Source organism: Sphingobacterium sp. lm-10 (assembly GCF_023554555.1).
Lineage (GTDB): Bacteria > Bacteroidota > Bacteroidia > Sphingobacteriales > Sphingobacteriaceae > Sphingobacterium.
Genome location: NZ_JAMJWC010000004.1, coordinates 33,835 through 57,622, shown reverse-complemented (window position 1 = coordinate 57,622; position 23,788 = coordinate 33,835). Strand labels below are relative to the sequence as shown.

The following is a 23,788-nucleotide window of genomic DNA, read 5'->3' as shown; positions in this document are numbered from 1 at the left end:
AAAAATTATGCGTTAGAATTAACTGCATTTTCTAACTCTTCATACCATGCTTCGCCGTACACCCGAATGAGCGGATCTTTCAAGAATTTGTATACCGGTACGCCCAACTCTTTGCCGAAAGTGCATGCATCGCTGCAGATCGACCATCGGTCGTAATTTAACACGTCGAAAGAAGGGTAGTGCGTGGTGCGGATTGGATACAAGTGGCAGGAAACGGGTTTTTTCCAGTCTACTACACCATCCTCATTTGCTTTCTCAATAGCACATTTGGTCATGCCATTTTCCCACATTACATAGGCACACTCCTTATTTCCATCTACACAAGTAGTGGTTAAATCTCCATCTACGTCAACGACGTGTGTGCCTTGTTGTTCTACTGCCTCAATGCCCTTTTCAGTCATGTAAGGTTTTACCTTCGGATAAATCTCTTTCAGTATATCTATTTCGCGGGCTAGCAGGGGCGCGCCCGAATCACCTTCCACACAACAGATTCCTTTGCATTTGTTCAGATTGCAAACGAAGTCATTGTTGATCACATCTTCATTTACGAGGACACTACCTACTTCAATCATGGTCTTATTATTTTGAATAGCTGGCGCGCTGTCCCAATTTGTATTTTAATCCTTCGGCACTCACCAATTCTAACGTCACTGAACCGATCAGAATTTCCACGTGTGCTTTCACTGGGATTCTGTTTCCGTCATTAGTGACCCAAAGATACAGTTTACTATCCTTTTTGAAAATACGACCTGGGGATATCTCTGGACTTAGCTTAATACATTCCAGCATGCCGAGCGCTGTTTTCACTTTCTCTATACCAACATACTCCACGCTCAATTGAGAAATCTCATCACTGAGGAAGTAGTTAATATTGAATTTATCGCCTTTTTTCAGGTTGGAAAAGTCGAGATTTCGTGCGAAATAATACGCCGATACAAGGTCGAAAAATTGAGGCTGATTACTTTTGAAGGTTCCTTTCTTCCCGGTTACCGTTTTGTTTTTATGGTCGAAGGAAGCGTACTCTTCTCTTCGGTAGCTACCTTCCTGAATGTTTTCAACGTACAGGTAGGGCATCAATGTTTTTTTATTGATGTAAGACTCGTATTTGTTTTTAACAGTATATAGAGAAAATGCACCTGAAGTTTCACCACTGGCAAATAATCGAAAGGTAGGGTCCGGGCCAAATTTGAGGTTCGAATCACTCACCTGCAAATAGGCTGAAGCGGCATTCAAGAATCCGTATTTTAACTTGTAACGGAGTTTTTCACCACCTTTAAAAGTTGGTTCAGAAAGGTAGGGTAGATGCTGAGCGATGGATAGCGTGGCCATCAAGCAGGTTAAAATAAATGTGGCTAACGTTCTTCTCATAGCGTTTTAGACCTGCATGAAGCGGTATAGTTTAAGGTTTTCGTTTAAAAACGGGTACAGTAGAACAGGGTTCACCATACATCACGCTTTTAGCGGTTTGTGTGAGCTTTCCGGTAAAAGTTACAAAGGCTTCGGTAGGAATAGGAATATCTCCACAACCTTTTACCACTACCCGTTGATCGGCAAAACGGGCATAATCCAAGTGCTCAAGGGTATCGCGAAATAGATTTCCGCGAACGATTTCCGCATCTCCGAAATGAACCGATGCCGCAATAGGCGTTAATTTGCTGGACAGTAACATGTATGCCCAGGTAGGTACGATAGCATCTGTAGAACAGATAATGCCCACATGCTTATCAGTATATGTCGACCAGTCATTGGTCTTAATGAAATCCCGGAAATCCTTTTCTTTCAAGATCAGCCCATGAAACAGGTTGTCTTTGATGTCGTAGATTACAATTTCCTCTTGAGGGGCAAAGTGTGCAAGATCCACGGTCATCAAACCGCTTTGTGCGACCTTATTTACGATAGTTTCTTGTATCTCCATAGCCTTAAAAATAAAAAAGCCGGACATATAACATATATGTCCGGCTACAAATCTAGTTATTATATCCTAATAGAATCTAATGCGATTGTCATCAATCTTAGCGTTGTCTTGTAGCGCTCTGAAGATACCGCCCCAAGCACGCTGCGTATTGGTCGTCATCATCTGACGTTGTTGCTTAATCAAATCTTCTCCAGACAATGCTTTAGGATTCACGAAGCCAATCACTTGTACTGCGTATACGCCTTGATTGCCTTCGATCGCTGTAGAAGGCTTGTTCGGTTGTAACCCGAACACCGTACCTACTACGGCATTCTCTAAAGCTATACCTGGGATAACTGGGTTAGCAAATACCACATTTTCTACCGTCTGTACATTTTTGCCTACTTTTTGTGAAATTTGCTCGATAGATGATGAACCGCTAATCGCATTGTTCAATTTCTCTTTCAACATTCTTGCTTTCACCATATTACGAACAGCAGGTTCAATTTCGCCTTTTACGGTTTCTAGTGGCTGAATACCTTTTTCTTGAATGCCAGTTACACGGGCTACAATATAATGACTTTCAGACTCGTATACTTTATCGGAGATTTCATCTTTCTTTGCGCCGAAAGCCCAACGAAGCAATTCGCGTGGCACTTCGGTTCCATTTAGACTGCCGTCCATCGCCAAGGTGCGCGAAGAAGTTTCTACATTCAATCCCTGTTTGCTAGCGATCTCTCTGAAGTTTTTCTTATCTGCTTCAGAGTAGAATGCATTGGCTTTGGAGTAGGCCGCATCTTGAGTAGCACGGCCTGCTATGATTGGTTTATCAATAATCGCTGCCTTTACAATTTTAGAGTTGCCAACTTGTTTCTCAATTTTAATTACGTGAACGCCAAAATCAGACTCTACAACAACGACATCGCCAACTTTGCCGCCGAATGCTGCATCCTCAAATGCTGGTACCATGCGGCCACGTGTGAAGGTGCCTAAGCTACCTCCGTTTACTTTACTGCCTTCATCTACACTGAATTCTACAGCCAGTCCTGCTATGCTCTCGCCACGTTGTATCAATTGCTTAATGGAGTCTGCTTTCGCTTTTGCTTGTTCTACACCACCTTCTGCGACAGGATTCAACAAGATATGACTTGCCTCTACCGAGTCTGGACTAAATTTAGTGTCCAATACTTTAGCAACTTCGTACATACCACCGCTTAGGAAAGGCCCCACCGTTGTACCGCTAGGAACATTGAAGACGACAGAGTCCAAAGCTGGATTTAATTGGTTGCGGCTGTAATAACGAACAGGATATTTTGTTTCTGATGTGCTTGCTACAAACTGCTCTTCCGTGGTGGAGTTTTGCAAGTCTGATTTTAACTGGTTGATCTCAGAAACAATCATAGCAGTGTCCGCAGCCGTAGGTCTAGCATCGAATGTGATGTATTCCAGAGAGCGCACCTCTTCTGTGTTTCTAAATGATTTCTTTCTTTTGTCGTAGTACTCTTTGTAATCGCTGTCCGATAATTTGATTTCAGAATCTTTTACCGAAGCATAATCCAACATCACATACTTAAAGTTGGCAATTTTATTACGAGAACTATGCTCCTGCTCCGCTTCTAAAGCGGTTGTATAAGTACTATTAGATAGTAGATTCGAGTATTTCTCGTTCAAGCGCTGTGCACGAATGCTTTCCAACAATGCCTCCCATTGAGCTGCTAGCTCAGGATTCGTTTTGGCCTCATTACTTACCATCGCCACCTGATTTTTGTCAAACTGACCCGTTTGTGGATTAGTGAACTGCTGTAAGATTTGTAAGGAAGGGTTTTCGCCAAATACCAAGCTATTCAATTCATCTCTTCCAACAGTGATTCCAATTTTCTCAATTTCTTGTTTTAGTAACTCTTCAGAAACATACTGATTCCATACTTGCTGTACGGCATAACTACGCATCTGCGGAGAACTGCCTCCGCCCATTTGCTGCTGAAAGCCAGCTACTGCTTGATCTACCTGTACGTTAAAGGTTTGGTAATCTACACCTTCTCCATTTACGCTACCCACCTCGTTTTGGCTTTTCATCCAAAATGGCGTACCGTAGTTGATTACGTCACCTAACAAGAATGCTACAATTGCTAATCCAATAACGAATATCACTAAGCCAGCACGGCTTCGTAAATAGCTCATTAATCCCATATCTATCTATTTGATGTTGTTAATTGCTTGATTTATCTGTTTTATCTACGTTTCTTAAAACAAGGCGCAAGATACAATTTTTATTAAAAAATCAGTCGGGTCATAAAACATTTTGTTTCAGCCTAAAGGCAGATTAATGTAATATGCTATACTGTGATATAATAGCTTGCCTGCCGAATGAAAACTACAGCTCTATAGTTTCTATTAATTCTAAAATCCGGTGGAAGGGAAGAGGCTGTTATCTCGCGAGATATAATACCCAGTAGGAGATACCATATCTATCCGGGTAAAGTTGGCGTCTGCACTAAAGGATGTCGCCGCTTGATTCCCTCGCTCATCGCTGAAAAAGAAAATAATAGGTACGGTATTGTAATAGCGTTGATTTTTCTCGTCGTAGAAAAGCTCTTCGGTCTTGATGACAGATCCGTCCGCTTTGGTCACCACTACATTGTCCCTAAATTCAGTGAGCTGCTCGCTCTGTCTGAGCAGGGCATAATTGGATTTTATACGTTGTGTCTCCCGAAGATTCTCATCATAGAAGATGATCTCCACACCCTTTTTAAATTCTGAATTATCCGTGCTGTCGTGATAGACTCGCATCTCCGGAGCAGTCATTACTGCTTTTACCTTCGCTGAATCACTATAGGTAACCGCTACATTTGATGATATATCCACGGCTTCCTCTTCTGGAATGGAAGCGATGCGATCAATATCTCGCATATCGTTCTCACAGGCACTGAAGGATATCAGTCCAAACAACAATCCCGATAGGACTAGCGATTTATGCCATGTATGTGGCCGCATCATGTTAATCTATACTACCTCGGACAAACCAAGTATCGTTGATGGTAAAGCCTAAGTGAATGGTGATATAGCGTTCACGAACTAGATTGTTTTGCAGCGTGCCGCGTTGTCCGAATTCTCCTGTGATATTCAACATGGAGAAAGTACGGCCAAAGCTTTTTTGGGCTAATGGAATACCAAAACCAGCAGAAACTGCCATATCATTAATTCGTCGATTATTTAAAGTTACCTCCGTTTGGTTATATCGGAAACCGAGACGATAATCTACGATATTCAGGTATTTTGGTGATGTAGCATCCGGTTTAAATTGCCCACCAATAGCCACACCAATATTTTTGCCTAAAGGAGCCTGCCCTTCACGTGGCTGCATGTAAGACCAATCGGCATATTTAAAATCCGCACCAACAGTCCAGTTATATCCTTTGGACACGGTGATACCGATATTATGCTTTAGTGGTAGATTAAGGCGTTGTCCAAAACTCACTGGACTAATAATAGTATCCAATGCAACGGCATCCAGTGCGCTTCCACCACCAGGGGTAATGGTACCCATCAAGGTGGTTTCATTACTTACCTGATTGTTCAATGACCCAGAGTAACCGATTGTCATGCTCATACGATTGCCCAATGAGCGGAAATATTGCATACCGTAATCCAATAAAAATCCGCGTACGTAGCGGTTGTTTGTTTGGATAGTATTATAAATATCCGCATTATTAGGGAACTCTACCGTCGATCTATCCGTCAGGTTTCCAAACAAATAGCCTGCATTGGCACCAACGCTCAATCCTTTTATTGGAAGGTTTACACCATATCCGATGTACGCTTTATTCAAGCCGCCTTCGCCAGCGATACTTTTACGGTAGCGGAGATCGCCGAGATTCTGATCTTCGTACGCATTATAACCCACGTCTGAAAAAGGGAGCAAACCGAAAGATAAGCCACCGGCTTTTTTCAATGGTACACCAAATGTAATATGTCCAAACGCAAAATCGGCCGTGTTGTCTGAAGTTGTTCCTTTACTCAGTTGCGTGAAATTACCATACATACTACCATCGAAAATGACGCGATTCATGGCGGAATAAGAAGCAGGATTGGAAACATTTAATGTAGGCATACCACCCAGATAACGTAACCCGGAGGCGATGCCACCCATAGAACGTTGTTGAGGCGTTAAATCTTCTCGCATCTGACCTAAACCGAATTGGGAATAAGGGGAGTGGGAGGTGGTGGTTTGTGCCTGAACAGTTGTTTCGCTGAGACATAGTAATCCGCCACAAAACAAAATGGAAAAAGCAACCCTTAGTAATCTATTTTTCAACGCGTGTAATATTAAGTGTTCTCGGTATCCACCAGGATTCAGAATTTTTTCAGGTGAAATTTTGGTACAAAACTATTTAAATTTTAACGCATTCACCTGATTATCTTGTTAAAAAAGGTTAAACGATTCTATTTCAAAGCCTTATAAGAATTGAGAACAAATGATTCCAATAATCATTAACAAATACACCGATTCGTAAATCCATTTGTTTTTCGCATGTGTAAAGTAATAAGCTAGATAGATCGAAAGTGGCGGGACACATAGCAAGAAATGGTTGATCGTAATGCCAGCATCTAAATAAAAAGATACTAAGATCAGCAATAGCATATAGAACAACAGTTTGAAGGACTTTCGCACGTGTACCACACTTTTAAAGTACTGATCCTTTAGTACACCCATAAAAAGTAACATGGCAATCACAACAGGTGCCAGAGCGATGAGATCATAATAATCGACGTGTATGCTTACGCTGAAAGGGGTCGTGAAAGGAGAGAAAATCTGGAGGAATTCATCCGTGCGATAATTCCAATAATAGATAACACCAAGTAAGAAATATACTGTAATAAATCCCAGTAGTGGGGTGATCCATTCTCGCCAGTCAAATGGCCTGAATATTAATAGGCTTGCCCACAATAGCAATAACATGATGGTAAACGGGAAGTATATTAAACTGCCTAGCGCCACGATGATGCCTAGGTCAAACATGCGCCCTCTGATGTTGCTTAACTTATAAATCTTAAACAATTTGGATAGCATCCAAATCGTCAGAAAGTTGCATATCAAGGTCGGAGATAAAACCAAGAAGGGCAAAAACAAGCTGACTAAAGTCATAAACATCAAAGCGGTTAGAAAGCTCGGTTTTCCTAAAAAATTGTAATAGTTGATTACACGGTTTAGTTGGAATGCCTGAAAAAGAGTTAAGATTAATGTAGTCAACACATTGAGGTAAGGAGGCAGGCGATCCCCAATTTGAAATCCAATAAGATTGTGAAGGGCAGGCTCAAAAAGAACGGGTTCAAGCTTTTTGGGCAATTGCAAAAAAACACCCAAGCACAAAATGAGTCCAACAACCGATACCAAAAGTATATTTAGTGCGGATAAGTTGCGGTGTTGGGAGATGATCATTCGTAAAAGGACTTATTTTCTTTTCTCTAGCTTAGCTACGCGACGGTCTAACGAGAAAAGGTAAGCAGCCACTCCAATAAAGATAATCAACATAACGGCTATTACGACATAGATTTTTCCCTCAGAACGGAGCGTAGTAGCCATTTCTACCGGTTGTGCTATCACTTGCATTAAGGAAAATATCATTCCCAGTATAAGTGTAATTTGTTTTTTCATGAGTGCTAAGCGTGTGAATTTTCAATAGTTTCTTCCTGTTCCGTAATCAGACGGATTCTGTATCGCAGGGTACCAATCCAGACGCCAATCAATATCCAGCCAATCGCCGCTGTGTAAAATACCGGTCGCATATAATTATCCATATCCAAGCTTCCTATGGTAGAATTGCCACCACTTCCCGGATGCAAAGAGTCTGTTAGCTTAGGTAAGATATAGATCAATACAATCATTACCGGAAAGGCAAATATATTATAGATAGCAGATATTTTTGCACGTTTTTGTTCTTCCTCCAGCGCATTTCTCAACACTAAATAGGCTAGATACATGAGCGTAGCGATCGCAGAGCCATTCAGTTTAGGGTCGTTTGGCCAGGGATCTCCCCAAGTAATATATCCCCACAGCATACCGGTGAGCAACCCCAATCCACAAAAAAGTATTCCGGTGTTCACAGCTTCCACTGCGATAAGATCATGCCTTCTGTTAGAGGAGCCCAAGTACTTGATACTATAGATAACAGAAATTAGATAAAGTATAATCATGGCAAACCACATCGGTACGTGGAAGTACACATTGCGAATGGTTTCATTGAGTATAGGGAGTTCCGGAACCGGGCCTAATAATCCCGCTACGACTGAGCCGCCAACCATTATTACGGCTAGTATTTTCCACCAGGTTTTTCGCATATCGTTTTTAAGAAAACAAGACTTTTAATCCCGCCAAAGGTAAGGAAATAACAATAAAGATATAGCAATCGTAATTACATTAATTGCGATCAAAACCAGTAGTTCATTGTAGCTTGATGCTCGCTCTACGCCTTGAATAGCATGTAGGGAAAGCTTAATGAGTACGATTAATAGTGGAATAATTACCGGGAAGCTCAGGATAGCCATAATGGTTGTGTTACTCCCTGTCTTGGCACTTATTCCGGAGACCATTGTAAATACAGAAGAAAAGCTGATAGCACCCAGAGCTACTGCAGCGAAGTACAATAAAAGGTCTTCGATTGGGTTTCTAAAAATGGTACCATATACGATGAATGCTGCTCCGGCAATTAAACTCATCAGAATAGCATTATAGACAATTTTTGAAAGCACTAGTGCTTTCGGGTTTACCAAGCTATAATAATAAAGATAACGATGCTGAGTTTCTTGTGTAAAGCCTCGGGATATTGCTGTGATGGATGCAAATAACAAGATAATCCAGAACAGTGCATTCCAAACAAGCGTATCCACAGATTTGAATGCTTGATAGCATACAAATACTGTGGATACGACATATAATAAGATGCTGTTTATGGCGGATTTAGAGCGCCACTCTAGCAAAATATCTTTTATTACCAAAACTTTTACCTGCTCCAATAAATTCATACTATGCAAAGATAGTAAGGATTATAGTGGACAGGACTATCTGGAAGGTAAAATGTTACGCTTTGTCCAATTCTGACTTCGCTTTGGAAGCGTATTCACTAGAAACGTCTTTCGCGTTACCAGCTGCTTGAGAAGCTTTCTCTGCCCACTCATTTGCTTTTACCGCAGCTTTGTCGATTGCGTTTTTACCTGCATCTTTTGCTTTGCTTCTTAATTCATCTAAATCTTCTTTAGCTGTTTTCGCGAATTCGCGAGCGCGTTTAGCCTCTTTTTTAGATAAATCTTTTACTGACCGAGTTAGATCCTTCAGTCCTTTGTTTGCACAGTCTAACTGCTTTTTGCCATCCTCTGTGCCCAATAGATAATATGCTGCTGTTCCTACCGCTAATCCTAAAAGTGCAAAGGCTACTAATCCGTTCTTATTTTTCATGCTTTCTACCTTTTAATTGTCTAAAAATCTGTTGTTTCTTATTAGTTTTCAAACAAGGGTTATTCCAAAAGGTTTGCGTAAAAGTGAAATTAACAAATTTTAACCTGTTACCACATCCAGCGATTGTAACGAATACAGATGGTGGTAGAGCCCGTTACACTTAGCCATTAAATCCTGATGACTACCAGATTCGGAAACGACGCCGTTTTCCACGACCAGAATGGTGTCTGCATCCCGAATCGTCGATAAGCGATGGGCAATGATAATGGAAGTACGATCGCGCATCAATTCCTCTAAAGCGAGCTGCACCAATCTTTCGGATTCAGAATCTAATGAGGATGTCGCCTCATCCAAAATCAGGATAGCTGGATCTTTTAATAGCGCTCGTGCAATCGCAATGCGCTGACGCTGACCGCCAGATAACTTGACTCCCCGCTCCCCAACCATAGTTTGGTATCCTTCTGGAAAGCTCATGATAAAATCGTGTGCGTTCGCTCTCTTAGCGGCATTAACAATATGATCTAAGCTTGCTTCCAGCTTTCCGTAGCCAATGTTCTCTGCAATACTACCGCCAAATAGGAGTACATCCTGCGGTACGATGGCTACTTGATTACGTATGTCTGTTAGTGAAAAATCTTCTGCAGGCACGCCATCGTAAGAAATAGTGCCGAGGTTAGGTTCGTAGAACTGCAATATTAAAGAGGCGATTGTAGACTTGCCCGTTCCGCTCGGCCCCACAATGGCAAGCTTCTGCCCAGCACTCACATGAAACGAAATGCTCTTCAAAGTTTGTATGTCTGGGCGGGTCGGATAAGAAAATCCTACGTCGTTGAAAGTAACATCGCCCCGAATAACTTTAGTAATAGTTCTATTGCGAGCAGAAATATCCAATTTCTCCTGCTTCTCGGTCAATATCTCTAATACCCGTTCGCTTGCGCCAATGGCTCTCTGTAAGTTGGCATACAATTCTGGGAAGCTTCCCATTGAACCCGCGACAAACATAGAATACAAGATGTATGTAGTGAGATCACCGACCGTAATTTCCCCTTGCGAAACAAGGGTGGCGCCATACCAAATGACAACGATTACTGCTCCAAAAACGCAAAAAATGATAAATGAAGCAAATACCCCACGAAAGGTTGCTCCACGTACAGCCAGATTTACCACCTCACAGAGCTTGTCGGCGTAACGTGTAGTTTCCCGGTACTCGTTAACAAATGCTTTTACGTTAGAAATGCCAGACAAAGTTTCCTGCACGATAGCATTAGAGTCGGCAAGCTTGTCTTGTGTTTCTTTAGATATTTTACGAATAAACCGTCCGAAGATCAAGCCGGTCAATACGATGATAGGTAATATCGCCAGATTCATCAGCGCCAATTTGGGAGATACAAATATGAGTAGCGCAACGCCAAATGCCAAACTAATCGTTTGTCGCATTAGCTCAGCCAAGGTGGTGGTCATGGTATCCTGAATCTGGGAAAGATCGGATGATATCCGACTATTCAACTCGCCTACACGACGGTTGGCAAAGAAATCCATCGGTAATGCGATTAGCTTATGGTATACTTCTTGGCGAATAGTAGCTAATGCCTTCTCGGAAACTTCTACAAATAGGCGGATGCGAAAAAAAGAGATAAAGGACTGAAAAAAGAGGATAGACATAGAGATAAGGCCAATCTGCACGATACTTGCAGTAAGCCAAGAATAAGTTTGTTTACCTTGAGCGGCATCAATCATCGCACCAAGTAAAGCAGGAAAAGTCAGCATGGTTAAGCTGGAAAGGATCAGGAACACCATGCCCCAAATAAATTTCGAACGGTAAGGAAGTATATATTTAAATATTTGATACCCCTTCTTCATTACGTCTAAATTCAATTTCGGCTTAGGTAGATCTTCCCCGTTACTGTTGCCGCTATTCAATCGTTGTCTCGCCATGTCAATCTACTATCCCTAAATTTTGGGAACATACAAAGTTAACCATATATCAATTTGTGCCTATCAGAGTTTCGTCAATTTTTGGAGAGAGAATTACGCCTATGGAGGTAAACAACATAGCTTGCCAAGCCCACAATGACGATTAGGCAAAGGTATAGCCACACATTACCCTGATGTTCTTCCTCATCCAAGCTATCGACCTGGCCGCGCAATTTTTCGTTTTCCGTTTGTAGCTTGGTAATCGTACGCATGTAGGCAGATGACTGTGTGTCGTACTCATCGGCCAGTTTCTGATAATGAGCCTTTTCAAAATCTTTTAGACTCAGCAGTTTTTGTGTTTCCAGGAAAATGTGATTGTCATTGATCACGACAGCCTTCAATATATCAATGGATTGCTGCATATCCCGCTTCGTCTTGAAGATGCCAAATACGCCCGATTTTTTGAGCACCGATTGGTCAAATTCACCAAACTTCTGTCGTCGTTGTTCCAGAAGGTTGTTTACTTTCTGTCTCTGCGTTTCGTAGGATAGTGAATCTACTGTGCTTTTTACTTGAGCAAAACTAATGGATGATGCGGTGCACAGCAAACAGGTGATTACTATAATCACCTTAAAAACCCAGGTTTTATTTATTGTCGACATGAATTAAGTTTATTATGAGGTGAAGAATCTGCCTTATATTTTATTAGAAAACTCTACGAGTATACTTTCATCTTGATGCAGACCAAGCAAATTACTGGCATTGCCCTTGTTGATCGCGATTTCCAAAAAGTTACTGATGCCGAAGAGACAGAGTTTCTCTCCTTCAGACACCTCGTTATAATGCCAACACAATTGATCGATTGTTTCGTTGCGTTTAAAGCGCAAAGTAAATCTTCTGCCTGCCTGCACCCGGTTGAATAGATCTTTACTAATGTTGCTAATGACATTTCCAAAAGAGTCGATATAGCTCACGTGCCCTTTGATGTTATCTGTGGTGTATACAGGTTGTAATGTGCCTTTCAATACGGGCGTATCAATGCGTAAACCGATTTCCTGAAGCGAACCGCCGCTGGCAATATGACAAGCCGCCTTGGTCAATATATCCGCCAAGGGGAAATGTAAATACCGGAGATCTTGCATGATATTGATCTCGACTACCTCGTCGGCCTTTTCTTCGCCAAGAATGATTCCGAAAATACCATTATCAGCGCCCACAAAATAATGACCTCTAAATTTCATGGCAATGTAACGGGATCCTTCCAGAAAAACGGTGTCTATGCCAATAAGATGGACGGTCTCTGGCGGAAAGTAACGATAGGCATTATTGATTACAAAAGCAGCATGCTGTATGTTAAACGAGGGGATTTCATGCGTAATGTCTACCAACCTTACATCAGGCAATAAGGAGATAATACTTCCTTTCAGTGCGGCCTGATAGAAATCCCGGTGTCCTAAATCTGTCGTTAAAGTAATTACGCCCATATGCAAAACGTGAAAGCTTTCTATCCTGTCCCTTTTTCACTTCGGTAGATAGCAATACTCCATTAGCCTTAGTCAATTGCTAAGCTACAAAAGTAACAAAATCTACGGCCATGCGTAGTGCACAGAACTAAATCTTTGCACAGGCCTTGTTTAAAAAAATAAAAATGCGATATGATGCAAAGTAGATTGAAGAATGTTATTTTAGTACACAGGAGTATAAGTTAATTTTTTTACCGTAAGGAAGGATAAAATTGAGTGAATTAGTTATTCGGCTGGAAGAAGTCAATCTTGTAACGCTTTGGGGTGCCCAAAACGAGAATTACGAATTTTTGAAAAAAGTGTTTCCGAAAGTGCGGTTGATCGCCAGAGGTGATGAGCTGAAGGTGCTGGGCGAGGAGAAGGAGCAGGTTTTATTTGGTCAGACCTTCGAAAAAGTCCTGGAGCATGTACAGCGCTTGCAGAATCTTTCTGCGCTAGATCTGGAGAGTATTGTAAGCGATGTGGTGCCAGCACCTATTCTTAGCAACGCTTCCAAAGAGGTGGCTGCTATTACAGATCCAACCTTTTCGCGTGGCGAACCCATTGTGTATGGTACCAATGGTATCATCGTGCGTGCTCGTACGCCAAATCAGCGGCGTATGGTAGATAGCATTATTAAAAATGACATCCTGTTTGCTGTCGGCCCTGCCGGAACAGGTAAAACCTATACTGCGGTAGCCTTAGCCGTACGTGCATTGCGCAATAAAGAAATTAAAAGGATCATCCTCACGCGACCAGCGGTAGAAGCAGGTGAGAACTTGGGCTTCCTGCCCGGCGATTTGAAAGAAAAGGTGGATCCGTACTTAAGACCGCTTTATGATGCGTTAGATGACATGATCCCGGTGGAAAAACTCAAGGGCTATCTAGAAAATAGAACGATCGAAGTGGCGCCTTTGGCATTTATGCGTGGCCGTACGTTAGATAACTGTTTTGTGATCCTTGATGAGGCACAGAATGCGACCGATATGCAGCTGAAAATGTTTTTGACGCGGATGGGGCCTACGGCGAAGTTCATCGTTACGGGAGATTTAACGCAGATCGACCTGCCGAAGAAAACGCAGTCGGGATTAGCAACAGCCATTAATTTGTTGGACAACATCGAGGGAATTGATATTGTGCATCTCACCGGATCAGATGTGGTGCGACATAAGTTGGTTAAAAGGATTTTAGAGGCTTACGGGGATATCAAACCTTCTTAAGGCACCACCTTTTCCTGAAAACTTCGTACTTTAGTCCCTCCATCGTCTACCCGACGTGGGGGTCAAGTCAAAAAACCGCTTTGAGAATGAATGCAATAAACGAAACGAACTTTAAATTTAATAAACAAACTGCTTTTTACAGAGGCAAGGTACGCGATGTATATACGATCGATCATCATTATTTGGTGATGATTGCTTCGGATCGCATTTCTGCATTCGACGTGGTGCTACCCAGGCCCATTCCTCATAAAGGACAAGTTTTAAATCAAATTGCTGCTAAGTTTTTGGCGGCTACGGCCGATATTTTGCCCAATTGGGTATTAAGCACACCGGATCCCAGTGTTACCATTGGGCATGCATGCGAGCCTTTCAAAGTAGAAATGGTAATTCGTGGTTACCTATCGGGGCATGCCTGGCGTACTTACCGTGATGGAGGCAGATTGCTGTGTGGTGTTACGCTGCCAGAAGGTCTTCGCGAGAACGATAAATTACCTGAACCCATCATTACGCCAACGACTAAAGCTGCGGTGGGGCATGATGAAGATATTTCCAGAGAAGCTATCCTTGCGAACGGTATTGTAAGCGAAGAAGATTACACACAATTGGAAAAATATACCAGAGCATTATTTCAAAGAGGTACAGAAATTGCCCGCGAACGCGGCCTTATTCTGGTAGATACGAAATACGAATTTGGTAAGAAAGAAGATCAGATCTATTTGATCGATGAGATACACACACCAGATTCCTCCCGTTATTTTTATGCAGAAGGCTATGACGACCGTCAATCTACCGGAAGTGCTCAAAAACAGCTTTCCAAAGAATTTGTAAGACAATGGTTGATGGATAATGGTTTTCAAGGTAAGGACGGTCAGCAGATACCGGAGATGACCGATGAAGTGGTTTCTTCGATCTCAGCACGCTATATTGAATTATACGAGCACATTACGGGCGAAGGATTCGTTTACCCAGAAGCGGGAGAAGTCAACGAACGCATACAGAAAAATGTAGATCAGGCATTGACAGAGATCTTTGCCACAAAAGAAGGATAGGTATGAAATTCACGGTGGAAAAAGGGGAACGTTTTGTGGTTATTGAACCGCATGCTTCCTGTTTGAATGGAGAAGTGGCCGGTAAACTGAAAGGCGAATTTATGCTGCGTAATACCGGAGGGCAAAGAAATATTATCCTGGATCTTAACCGGGTGGAATCGGTGGATGAAGATGGTATCCGTGTTGGCTTGCTGGCTCGACGCTTGTGCAAAGCTATGGGTGGTCTCTTTATCCTGGTCAACATTCATCAAAACGTATCCGGTTTTATGAAGACGGTTGGTATGGAATCCTATTTTAAAACAGCTAAAGATGTAGAGAAGGCAAAAGATATGATCTTCGGCAATGAGATTCGCTTAGAGTTGAGGGGCGATAATTAATATGCGCTTTTCTGTTCTTGTTCTAGGTAATAGCTCCGCCACGCCTATTTATGAGCGGCATCCCACATCGCAGGTCGTCAATCACAATGAACAATTGTATCTCATCGACTGTGGTGAAGGCACGCAGATCCAGCTCACCCGTTATGGGATCAAAAGTAACCGGATTAATCATATCTTCATCAGTCACCTGCACGGCGATCATTACCTTGGCCTAGTCGGCTTGGTCTCTTCTATGCACTTGATGGGGCGTAAAAGCGACCTGCATTTGTATGGGCCAGCGCCATTACAAGAAATCTTGGCGTTGAACTTTAAATATTCCGAAACGGAGCTACGCTACAATCTTATTTTTCATCCCACGAATCCGGACGAAACGGAAGTTATCTTTGAATCTAAGTTGCTACGCGTAGAATCATTTCCATTACGTCATCGTATCGCCTGTACGGGCTTTCGCTTTCAGGAAGGAGTGCGTCCGGCCAAATTGAATATGGAAAAAGTAGCCAAACTAGAGATACCTCCAGCCTTGCTGAATGGCATTAAATGGGGTTTAGATTTTACTGATAGAGACGGACAGGTGTATCCTTCTAATGAACTAACTACTCCGGCACCAGTGCCCAGAAGTTATGCGTATTGCTCGGATACGGTTCGCATTCCTGATTACCTTCCGGCTATCCATGGAGCCAACCTCTTGTACCACGAGTCCACGTTTCTACATGAAATGAAGGATCGTGCTGTCGAAACCTTCCATACCACCTCGCTGGAAGCAGGGGAGATCGCTGCCGAAGCTGCTGTCGGGCATTTGCTATTGGGACATTATTCGGCTAGGTACAAAACGAAGGAGCTGACCTTGCTGTTGGATGAAGCGCGTTCGGCATTCCCACAAAGCGAACTTTCTGTTGAAGGAAAGTGGTACGATGTCGTCTAAACAAGTCGTGCTTCTGCCAAAATAGTTCACGTAATTCATGATATTTTCCTCATATTTACAACATCATAATTTTTCCACTATTTAATTAGTAATGTCATTTAAATTAGACCTTCTTTTAAGGGAAAACATAAAAAATCTTCATCCTTACTCCTCCGCTAGAGATGAGTTTGATGGAGAAGGCAGTGTTATGCTGGATGCCAACGAAAATGCTTTCGGTTCTCCGCTTAGCCAGCCATTCAACCGCTATCCCGATCCATTACAGCTGGCTGTAAAACAGAAATTGTCCGGTATTAAAGGCGTTGCTGTAGACCAGATATTCTTAGGAAATGGATCCGACGAAGCAATAGATCTATTGTTTAGAGCGTTCTGTCGGCCAGGATTAGATAATATCATTTTGCTACCGCCCACCTATGGGATGTACGAGGTATCTGCTCATATCAACGATGTAGCAATACGTAAAGTGAATCTTACGACCGATTATCAACTCGATATTGATGCCATCGCGGCAGCGATAGACGCGCATACCAAAATGATTTTTATCTGCTCGCCAAATAACCCGACGGGCAATAGTATTCGAAGACAGGATATTGAAACGATTCTGGTAAACTTCGACGGTATTGTGGTATTGGACGAAGCATATATTAATTATTCAAAGCAAAGTTCCTTCTTACCGAGCTTACACGAGTTTCCGAATCTAGTGATTTTGCAAACGCTCTCTAAAGCCTGGGGATTAGCAGCATTACGCCTGGGGATGGCTTTCGCCAGCCAAGAGATCATTCAGGTTTTTAATAAAATAAAACCACCTTATAATATTAACCAAGCAACACAGAGCTACGCGCTCGAAGCATTGGAGCGTATTGATACGGTGAATGAATGGATTAGGGAAACGGTTGGCGAGCGTACCTTATTGGTAGAGCAGTTACAGCTCATTCCTCAGGTAGAGCATATCACGCCATCAGATGCTAATTTTGTATTGGTGCGTCTTCAACAGGCACGTGCTTTGTACAACTATTTGGTGAGTAAAGGCATCATTGTGCGCGACAGATCTAGCGTTACTTTATGTGAAGGTGCCCTGCGGATGACCGTTGGTACACCCGCAGAAAATCAAACGTTGCTATCCCAAATTAAAGAATTCTATACCTAATACGATATGTCAGATTTATTGAAGCGAGTCTTATTTATCGACCGTGACGGCACCTTGATACTGGAGCCGGAAGACGAACAGATTGATTCGTTTTCGAAGTTGAAATTTTACCCAGGAGCACTGCAGTATTTGCCGAAAATTGCCCAGGAATTGGACTTTGAACTCGTCTTGGTCACCAACCAAGATGGATTAGGCACAGATTCTCATCCGGAAGATCAATTTTGGCCGGTGCATCAATTCGTGATGGAAACATTTGCCGGCGAAGACGTGGTGTTTGCTCGCGAACATATCGACCGCACATTTCCGCACGAAAATGCGATTACGCGTAAGCCAGGAGTTGGTTTGTTGGGAGAATATTTCAATACCGAAAACTACAACTTGGCAGATTCATTTGTCATCGGCGATCGTGTGAATGATGTTAAGCTTGCGCAAAATCTGGGTGCCAAGGCGATCTGGCTAGGAGGAAATACGGCGCTTGGTCAAGCAGAAAAGGTAGAAATATCGGCAGACACGGTTGCGCTGGAAACAACCAACTGGAAGGATATTTACGAGTTTCTGAAATTGGGCACACGCACGGCCTCTCATCAAAGAAAGACGAATGAGACCGATATATACATTGCAATAAATCTTGATGGTAGTGGAAAGTCGGATATTGATACGGGTTTACCATTTTTTGATCATATGCTCGATCAGATCGCTCGGCATGGTGCCTTGGATTTAACCATCCGTGCCAAAGGAGATCTACATATCGATGAACATCATACCATAGAAGATACCGGGATCGCTTTAGGCGAAATCTTTGCACAGGTTTTGGGTGACAAGCGCGGCATAGAGCGTTATGCGTTTACGTTGCCAATGGATGATTGTCTGGCGCAGGTGGCCCTTGATTTCGGAGGTCGAAGCTGGATCGTGTGGGATGCGGAATTTAAGCGAGAGAAGATTGGTGATATGCCAACAGAAATGTTTTTTCACTTCTTCAAATCATTTAGCGATGCTGCTCGCACGAACCTCAATATCAAAGCCGAAGGCGATAATGAGCACCATAAGATCGAGGCTATTTTTAAGGCATTTGCCAAATCGATAAAAAAGGCGGTACGACGCGACGCAGATAATATGCAACTGCCGAGTACAAAAGGCTTGTTGTAATCATTACCAAAGCAAATGAGCAACCTATCATGATTGGAATTGTAAATTACGGAGCAGGAAATATATTTTCATTGACAGCCGCATTAGTGCGGTGCAATCTGCCCTATGGCATGATCAATGAACCCGCTGATTTTGATAAATACGAGCGGATCATCATTCCAGGCGTAGGTCACGCGGGTGCTGCTATGCAGAAGTTGCGTGATTCTGGATTGGCGGAGGCCATTCTTTTGCTCACCAAACCGGTATTGGGGATTTGTGTCGGCATGCAGCTGCTCACCAGTTTTTCGGAAGAAGGTGCCGCAGATATGCTGGGCATATTTCCGATTCAAACCCTGCACTTTCAGCAGCGCATCACTGGGAAAGTACCGCATATGGGGTGGAATACCATACAGATTTGTCAAGATTGCCGTCTGTTTGACGATATACCAGATGCATCGTATTTCTACTTTGTACATTCTTTTTTTATTGAGTTTCAACAGGAGTATACGGCGGCATCTACAAATTATGGTGTCGACTTCTCGGCGAGCATTCATAAAGATAATTTCTATGGGGTACAGTTTCATCCGGAGAAATCTGGTTCCGCTGGCGAGCAACTGCTGGTGAACTTTGCAAACCTTTAAATAACCTTATTGCGCATGTTTTCTGATGATTCGGAGCTTTGCGTACACCGTTACTGATTATTCACTATTTTTACACAATAAACTGATTTTTAATATTGATTGATTTTACTATGTATATCATACCCGCTATTGACGTTTTAGACAAAAAAGTAGTTCGCCTTCGCGAAGGAAACTATGATGATGTTACTCATTATGAGATCTCGCTAGAAGAACAGATTGCTAACTATCATGCTAATGGTACTGAGATCGTACATATCATTGACTTGAATGGTGCAAAAGGCGATTTCTCGAATCAGCAATATCTATTTGAGGTATTGAAAAAAACGGACATGAAGGTGCAATATGGCGGAGGTGTACGTAGTATTGATAAGGTCAAAGAATTGGTAGATGCGGGCGTATATCGCGTTATCGTAGGTACGCAGGCAATTACGAATCCAACTTTTCTGGAAGAGCTTAGTGCATTGAACGAAGGGCGTGTGAAATATGCGGATCACATTGTGGTCGCTATTGATGTACTGGACGAAGTGATTAAGTACTCGGGTTGGTTGGAAAGTTCGCCGATCAAATTAATTGAGTACATTGATAAGTGTCTTTCTTTAGGCTTTTACCGCTTTTTGTGTACTGATATTAGTAAAGATGGCAAGTTGGGTGGAGCTGGTGTAGAATTATACAAGAAGCTATTGGATCATTCCCCGATTATTAAGTTGATCGCCTCGGGCGGAATCAGCTCCATGGCGGATATACAAGCGTTACAAGATTTGGAACAGATTGAATCGGTGGTCGTTGGAAAAGCCATTTACGAAAATCGTATCTCTATTGATGAGATCAAAGATTGGAACTTAAAAGCGTTGATCAAATTCTAGTATGTTAGCAAAGCGGATCATTCCCTGTCTGGACGTGAAAGACGGGCGCACGGTCAAAGGCGTTAACTTTGTAGACCTGCGCGACGCCGGAGATCCGGTCGAGTTGGCCTGGCAATATTCACAGCAGGGAGCAGATGAATTGGTATTTCTTGATATTACCGCCACACACGAAGGCCGTAAAACAACGATTGATTTAGTGAAATCTGTCGCCAGGCAGGTCAATATTCCTTTTACGATTGGTGGGGGGATTAATGAGTTGAAAGATGCTGATGCTTTATTGGCAGCGGGTGCTGATAAAATATCCATCAATTCTGCTGCGGTCAGAAATCCAACCTTGATAGACGAATTGGCTAAATCTTTCGGTAGCCAATTTGTGGTTGTTGCGGTGGATACGCGTTTCGTGGCCACACAGAACTTCGTACACTTGCGCGGGGGGCGCGAATTGACTGATATTATTACGGAAGATTGGATCAAGGAAGCAGAAAGTCGCGGAGCAGGAGAGATTTTATTAACTTCCATGGATCATGATGGCACAAAAAATGGATTCGACGTATCTTTGCTGTCGAAGATTAATGCAGCGATTAATATTCCATTAATTGCATCGGGCGGCGCCGGGACTGAGCAACATTTTGTAGATGTATTTAAAGACAGCGGAGTAGACGCTGCTTTGGCGGCATCGGTATTTCACTACGGAGAAATATTGATTCCAGACTTAAAAGAGACACTAAAAAACAACCACATTGTGGTAAGAAGATAAAAATCGGATATCGGGTTATGCATAAGGTAGATTTTTCAAAAGGAGATGGTTTGGTTCCAGTGATTGTGCAAGATGCACAAACGTTGGAGGTATTGATGTTGGGGTATATGAATGACGAGGCTTTGGAGAAAACCCAAAAAGAGCGCCGCGTTACATTCTATTCCCGCAGTAAACAACGTCTTTGGACAAAGGGTGAAGAAAGTGGTCATTATTTAGAAGTAAAAGATCTACATATAGATTGTGATCAGGATACCATTTTGATCAAAGCGCTACCGCTCGGTCCTACCTGCCATACCGGTAGCCGGAGTTGCTTTAATACTGATCATAACCAAAACTTCCTATTTGAATTGGAACGGGTGATCCAGCAACGAATAGATATGCCTTCCGAAGGATCGTATGTGAACAGTCTACGTCAGAAAGGATTGAATAAGATTGCTCAGAAAGTTGGAGAAGAAGCGGTGGAAACGGTAATTGCCGCTTTAGCAGAGACGGAACACGACTTTATCAATGAATCATCGGACTTAATGTTTCACCTTATTTTGCTTTTGAAGGAAAAGGGTTTAGGGTTGCGAGAGATTGCTGCAAACCTTGCTACGCGCCATCAATAATCGGTATTAGTGCATAATATTCTTTTTTCGGCGGCGCATGGTGAAAACCTGCGCCACGATTCCAATAGCACATATTAGCATATTAAATAAGAAAGCTTTAATACCTATTTGTTCAGTTAGAAAGAAGTATAAAGCGACTACAGCGAGTACACTAAAACCAATAATAATAACCAACGAAACTTTTTTCATAACGGGAATACTTTAAAGGACACGTATTATCGTAGTACGGTCAAGAATAGTACACCTAATGGCCTGAAATTGTTTTTCTGGCAATCGAACTCGTATCTTTGTGTCTATGCCAGATGTCTCTTTACTTCATACGCTAAGTGGTCACCAAAATCCTATTTTTACCTTAGCCATAGGTGCTAGTAACACCTTGTTTTCTGGAGGTAATGACAAGGGTGTGGTAGAGTGGGACTTGCATACCATGCAGTTCAGGCGGATTCTTTGTGCGGTAACACATTCCGTCTATGCGCTTCACCACATCCCTAACACCGATTTGCTGGCTATTGGCCTGCGATCTGGTGAGGTCATGATCGTTGATTATGTGCAGCAAAAATTGGTGGCTAAGATGAAAACCGAATCTGGTGCTGTATTTGCCTTGCAAGCTATACCGGAGAAATCAGAGCTTATTGCGATCGGTGAGGAAGGAGTTGCCTACGTATACGATACCATTCATTTTAAGCTTTTGTATCGCTTTCGCGTGTCTAAAGATACGGTGCGTACCATCGCGCTAGACAGCGTGGCTTCTACTGTATATTTTGGCGATAAAGCGGGTGCCATTTATCAATATAGTTTGGCGGATTACGAACCTATGCAGCAGGCTTTAGTACATACGATGCCCGTCACGAGTTTATGTTTAGTAGGCAAACAACTTCTTTCTGGTGGCAGAGATGCTAAGCTGTATCAAATAGCTACACCCGATTTTGCCGTGCAGCACGAAATAACGCCACATATGTTTACGGTATATGGCATTGTGAGTAATGCCGATCAATCGCAGATTGCGACAGCGAGTCGCGATAAAACATGGAAAATTTGGGATCCTAAAACCTTGACCTTACTGAAGAATATTAGTGTAGATCGAGGCTATGATAGCCATAAGCTATCCATAAACACCATCCTTTGGCATGAGCAGAGGGTGTATACTGCTGGTGACGATAAGACTATTAAGGTGTGGGACGTGTCGGCAGATTAAAGCTTTGACGCTGCCATTAAAATATCTATCATTTCCTGTAAATACTGTGCATCGATGGCATCAAAGCTATCTAGCTCTGCGCTGTCTACATCCAAAACGCCAACACACCTACCTTCGTACATCATAGGAAGGACGATCTCGGAACGGGAAAGCGAGCTGCAAGCGATATGCCCTGGAAAGGCTTCCACATCGGGAACAATTAACGTTTCCTGACGTGCCCAGGATGTGCCACAAACACCCCGATTATATGCAATTCGTGTGCAGGCTACCGGTCCTTGAAATGGAGCTAATACCAATTCTTCGTTCTTTACCAAGTAAAAACCTACCCAGAAAAAGTCAAACTGCTCTTTTAAAGCGGCTGCCAGATTCGCCATATTGGCAATAAAATCCTGTTCATATTCGATCAGTGCTTTGATCTGTGGAATCAACGCTTGGTACTGCTCTTCTTTAGTGCCTTTTGCTCGTATTAAATCTTCTGCCATATCAGCATGCTTCGTTAATGATTATAAAAGAAGTGGTTGGATTACAGTTTTTTCAAGGCCGCCTTGATCAAGCTTTCTACCGAATGATCTTCGGAACCCAACAAGACTTGTTGCATGACTTTTTCCACTTGCTGTTTTGGGAATCCCAACATAACCAAAGCAGAGGTAGCCTCTTCGTGTGCTGACTGGCTTGGGATATGATCCAGCAATAGCGCATTTGGTCCTTCTTTTTTGAGCTTATCCTGTAATTCAAGAATAACGCGTTGCGCGGTTTTAGGGCCAATGCCTTTGATCCGTTGGATCACGGCTACTTGTCCTTGTACGATAGCTTGCTGTATCTCCTCTGGAGTGATGGACGAAAGCATCATGCGACCCGTATTTGGCCCAATCCCAGAGACAGAGATCAAATGGTTGAATAGGTGACGCTCACTTTCTGTTGCAAAGCCATACATAGTTTGCGAATCTTCCCGTACCTGAAATGAAATAAATAGCTTACAGCGTTCGACCTCTTTTACCTGGGTAAACGTGGTCAAAGAGATGTGAACGTGGTAACCCACGCCACCCACGTCAATGATGACGTGGGTAGGGGATTTAAATACCAGTTGTCCGTCGAGGTACTCGTACATATTTTTTTGTTAGGTT

General features: G+C 42.6%; 27 protein-coding genes. 11 read left to right on the top strand and 16 right to left on the bottom strand.

The features are described 5' to 3' along the window. Nucleotides 1–5: 5 nt before the first annotated feature. From M8998_RS15700 to M8998_RS15635, 14 genes are all read right to left on the bottom strand, one after another. Nucleotides 6–572: a DUF3109 family protein gene (locus M8998_RS15700; protein ID WP_249994540.1), complete on the bottom strand. Its 567-nt coding sequence runs from the start codon at nucleotides 570–572 to the stop codon at nucleotides 6–8. 7 nt (nucleotides 573–579) lie between these two features. After that, a complete protein-coding gene (locus M8998_RS15695; RefSeq protein WP_249994537.1) occupies nucleotides 580–1,368 on the bottom strand; it encodes a DUF3108 domain-containing protein in 789 nt (262 codons plus the stop codon). A 31-nt stretch (nucleotides 1,369–1,399) separates the two neighbouring features. Continuing rightward, on the bottom strand, nucleotides 1,400–1,915 hold the full coding sequence (locus M8998_RS15690) for a DUF2480 family protein (protein WP_249994535.1): 516 nt from the start codon (nucleotides 1,913–1,915) through the stop codon (nucleotides 1,400–1,402). A 66-nt stretch (nucleotides 1,916–1,981) separates the two neighbouring features. Then, on the bottom strand, nucleotides 1,982–4,075 hold the full coding sequence (locus tag M8998_RS15685) for a peptidylprolyl isomerase (RefSeq protein ID WP_249994533.1): 2,094 nt from the start codon (nucleotides 4,073–4,075) through the stop codon (nucleotides 1,982–1,984). Between the two features lie 219 nt (nucleotides 4,076–4,294). Beyond that, a complete protein-coding gene (gene lptC, locus M8998_RS15680; protein ID WP_249994531.1) occupies nucleotides 4,295–4,891 on the bottom strand; it encodes an LPS export ABC transporter periplasmic protein LptC in 597 nt (198 codons plus the stop codon). 1 nt (nucleotide 4,892) lies between these two features. Next, on the bottom strand, nucleotides 4,893–6,209 hold the full coding sequence (gene bamG, locus M8998_RS15675; RefSeq protein WP_249994529.1) for a BamG family beta-barrel-assembly machinery protein: 1,317 nt from the start codon (nucleotides 6,207–6,209) through the stop codon (nucleotides 4,893–4,895). Between the two features lie 141 nt (nucleotides 6,210–6,350). Next, complete coding sequence (locus tag M8998_RS15670; protein WP_249994527.1) at nucleotides 6,351–7,334, bottom strand: DUF6427 family protein; 984 nt, start codon at nucleotides 7,332–7,334, stop codon at nucleotides 6,351–6,353. Nucleotides 7,335–7,346: 12 nt separating this feature from the next. Next, the gene (locus tag M8998_RS15665; protein WP_249994526.1) at nucleotides 7,347–7,550 is read right to left on the bottom strand and encodes a CcmD family protein; all 204 of its coding nucleotides are present in this window, start codon (nucleotides 7,548–7,550) and stop codon (nucleotides 7,347–7,349) included. A gap of 5 nt (nucleotides 7,551–7,555) precedes the next feature. Further along, a complete protein-coding gene (ccsA, locus tag M8998_RS15660; protein WP_249994525.1) occupies nucleotides 7,556–8,233 on the bottom strand; it encodes a cytochrome c biogenesis protein CcsA in 678 nt (225 codons plus the stop codon). 24 nt (nucleotides 8,234–8,257) lie between these two features. Beyond that, nucleotides 8,258–8,917 (bottom strand): heme exporter protein CcmB, encoded by a 660-nt coding sequence (locus tag M8998_RS15655; protein ID WP_249994524.1) that lies wholly within the window; start codon nucleotides 8,915–8,917, stop codon nucleotides 8,258–8,260. A gap of 55 nt (nucleotides 8,918–8,972) precedes the next feature. Beyond that, entirely contained in the window at nucleotides 8,973–9,347 is a 375-nt protein-coding gene (locus M8998_RS15650) for a YtxH domain-containing protein (protein WP_249994523.1), read from the bottom strand. Nucleotides 9,348–9,446: 99 nt separating this feature from the next. Further along, nucleotides 9,447–11,282, bottom strand: a complete 1,836-nt coding sequence (locus M8998_RS15645; RefSeq protein WP_249994522.1) for an ABC transporter ATP-binding protein — start codon at nucleotides 11,280–11,282, stop codon at nucleotides 9,447–9,449. A 74-nt stretch (nucleotides 11,283–11,356) separates the two neighbouring features. Continuing rightward, a complete protein-coding gene (locus tag M8998_RS15640; protein ID WP_249994521.1) occupies nucleotides 11,357–11,923 on the bottom strand; it encodes a hypothetical protein in 567 nt (188 codons plus the stop codon). 33 nt (nucleotides 11,924–11,956) lie between these two features. Continuing rightward, nucleotides 11,957–12,745, bottom strand: coding sequence for an SAM hydrolase/SAM-dependent halogenase family protein (locus M8998_RS15635; protein ID WP_249994520.1), 789 nt, complete (start codon nucleotides 12,743–12,745; stop codon nucleotides 11,957–11,959). Nucleotides 12,746–12,996: 251 nt separating this feature from the next. On the opposite strand from M8998_RS15635, the gene M8998_RS15630 reads away from it, so the two are divergent. The 11 genes from M8998_RS15630 to M8998_RS15580 all read left to right on the top strand — a co-directional run bounded on the left by M8998_RS15630 (nucleotide 12,997) and on the right by M8998_RS15580 (nucleotide 22,664). Then, nucleotides 12,997–13,983: a PhoH family protein gene (locus M8998_RS15630; protein ID WP_249994519.1), complete on the top strand. Its 987-nt coding sequence runs from the start codon at nucleotides 12,997–12,999 to the stop codon at nucleotides 13,981–13,983. A gap of 86 nt (nucleotides 13,984–14,069) precedes the next feature. Beyond that, nucleotides 14,070–15,032 carry a phosphoribosylaminoimidazolesuccinocarboxamide synthase gene (locus tag M8998_RS15625; protein ID WP_249994517.1) on the top strand — a complete coding sequence of 321 codons (963 nt, stop codon included), beginning with the start codon at nucleotides 14,070–14,072 and terminating at the stop codon, nucleotides 15,030–15,032. A gap of 2 nt (nucleotides 15,033–15,034) precedes the next feature. Beyond that, nucleotides 15,035–15,409 (top strand): STAS domain-containing protein, encoded by a 375-nt coding sequence (locus tag M8998_RS15620; protein ID WP_249994514.1) that lies wholly within the window; start codon nucleotides 15,035–15,037, stop codon nucleotides 15,407–15,409. Between the two features lies 1 nt (nucleotide 15,410). Continuing rightward, nucleotides 15,411–16,331 (top strand): ribonuclease Z, encoded by a 921-nt coding sequence (locus M8998_RS15615; protein ID WP_249994512.1) that lies wholly within the window; start codon nucleotides 15,411–15,413, stop codon nucleotides 16,329–16,331. A gap of 91 nt (nucleotides 16,332–16,422) precedes the next feature. Beyond that, complete coding sequence (gene hisC, locus M8998_RS15610) at nucleotides 16,423–17,475, top strand: histidinol-phosphate transaminase (RefSeq protein ID WP_249994511.1); 1,053 nt, start codon at nucleotides 16,423–16,425, stop codon at nucleotides 17,473–17,475. A 6-nt stretch (nucleotides 17,476–17,481) separates the two neighbouring features. Continuing rightward, the gene (gene hisB / locus M8998_RS15605; protein ID WP_249994510.1) at nucleotides 17,482–18,621 is read left to right on the top strand and encodes a bifunctional histidinol-phosphatase/imidazoleglycerol-phosphate dehydratase HisB; all 1,140 of its coding nucleotides are present in this window, start codon (nucleotides 17,482–17,484) and stop codon (nucleotides 18,619–18,621) included. Between the two features lie 29 nt (nucleotides 18,622–18,650). Further along, nucleotides 18,651–19,241, top strand: a complete 591-nt coding sequence (hisH, locus tag M8998_RS15600) for an imidazole glycerol phosphate synthase subunit HisH (RefSeq protein ID WP_249994509.1) — start codon at nucleotides 18,651–18,653, stop codon at nucleotides 19,239–19,241. A gap of 110 nt (nucleotides 19,242–19,351) precedes the next feature. After that, nucleotides 19,352–20,104 (top strand): 1-(5-phosphoribosyl)-5-[(5-phosphoribosylamino)methylideneamino]imidazole-4-carboxamide isomerase, encoded by a 753-nt coding sequence (locus M8998_RS15595; RefSeq protein ID WP_249994508.1) that lies wholly within the window; start codon nucleotides 19,352–19,354, stop codon nucleotides 20,102–20,104. A 1-nt stretch (nucleotide 20,105) separates the two neighbouring features. Continuing rightward, the gene (gene hisF / locus M8998_RS15590) at nucleotides 20,106–20,861 is read left to right on the top strand and encodes an imidazole glycerol phosphate synthase subunit HisF (RefSeq protein ID WP_249994507.1); all 756 of its coding nucleotides are present in this window, start codon (nucleotides 20,106–20,108) and stop codon (nucleotides 20,859–20,861) included. Between the two features lie 17 nt (nucleotides 20,862–20,878). Next, a complete protein-coding gene (hisIE, locus tag M8998_RS15585) occupies nucleotides 20,879–21,469 on the top strand; it encodes a bifunctional phosphoribosyl-AMP cyclohydrolase/phosphoribosyl-ATP diphosphatase HisIE (protein WP_249994506.1) in 591 nt (196 codons plus the stop codon). A gap of 295 nt (nucleotides 21,470–21,764) precedes the next feature. After that, nucleotides 21,765–22,664 (top strand): WD40 repeat domain-containing protein, encoded by a 900-nt coding sequence (locus tag M8998_RS15580; protein ID WP_249994505.1) that lies wholly within the window; start codon nucleotides 21,765–21,767, stop codon nucleotides 22,662–22,664. Here the strand turns inward: M8998_RS15580 and msrC are convergent. Beyond that, nucleotides 22,661–23,146, bottom strand: a complete 486-nt coding sequence (msrC, locus tag M8998_RS15575) for a free L-methionine (R)-S-oxide reductase MsrC (protein WP_249994504.1) — start codon at nucleotides 23,144–23,146, stop codon at nucleotides 22,661–22,663. The genes M8998_RS15580 and msrC overlap by 4 nt on opposite strands. 41 nt (nucleotides 23,147–23,187) lie before the next feature. Then, nucleotides 23,188–23,772, bottom strand: coding sequence for a Holliday junction branch migration protein RuvA (gene ruvA, locus M8998_RS15570; protein WP_249994502.1), 585 nt, complete (start codon nucleotides 23,770–23,772; stop codon nucleotides 23,188–23,190). Nucleotides 23,773–23,788: the final 16 nt, after the last annotated feature.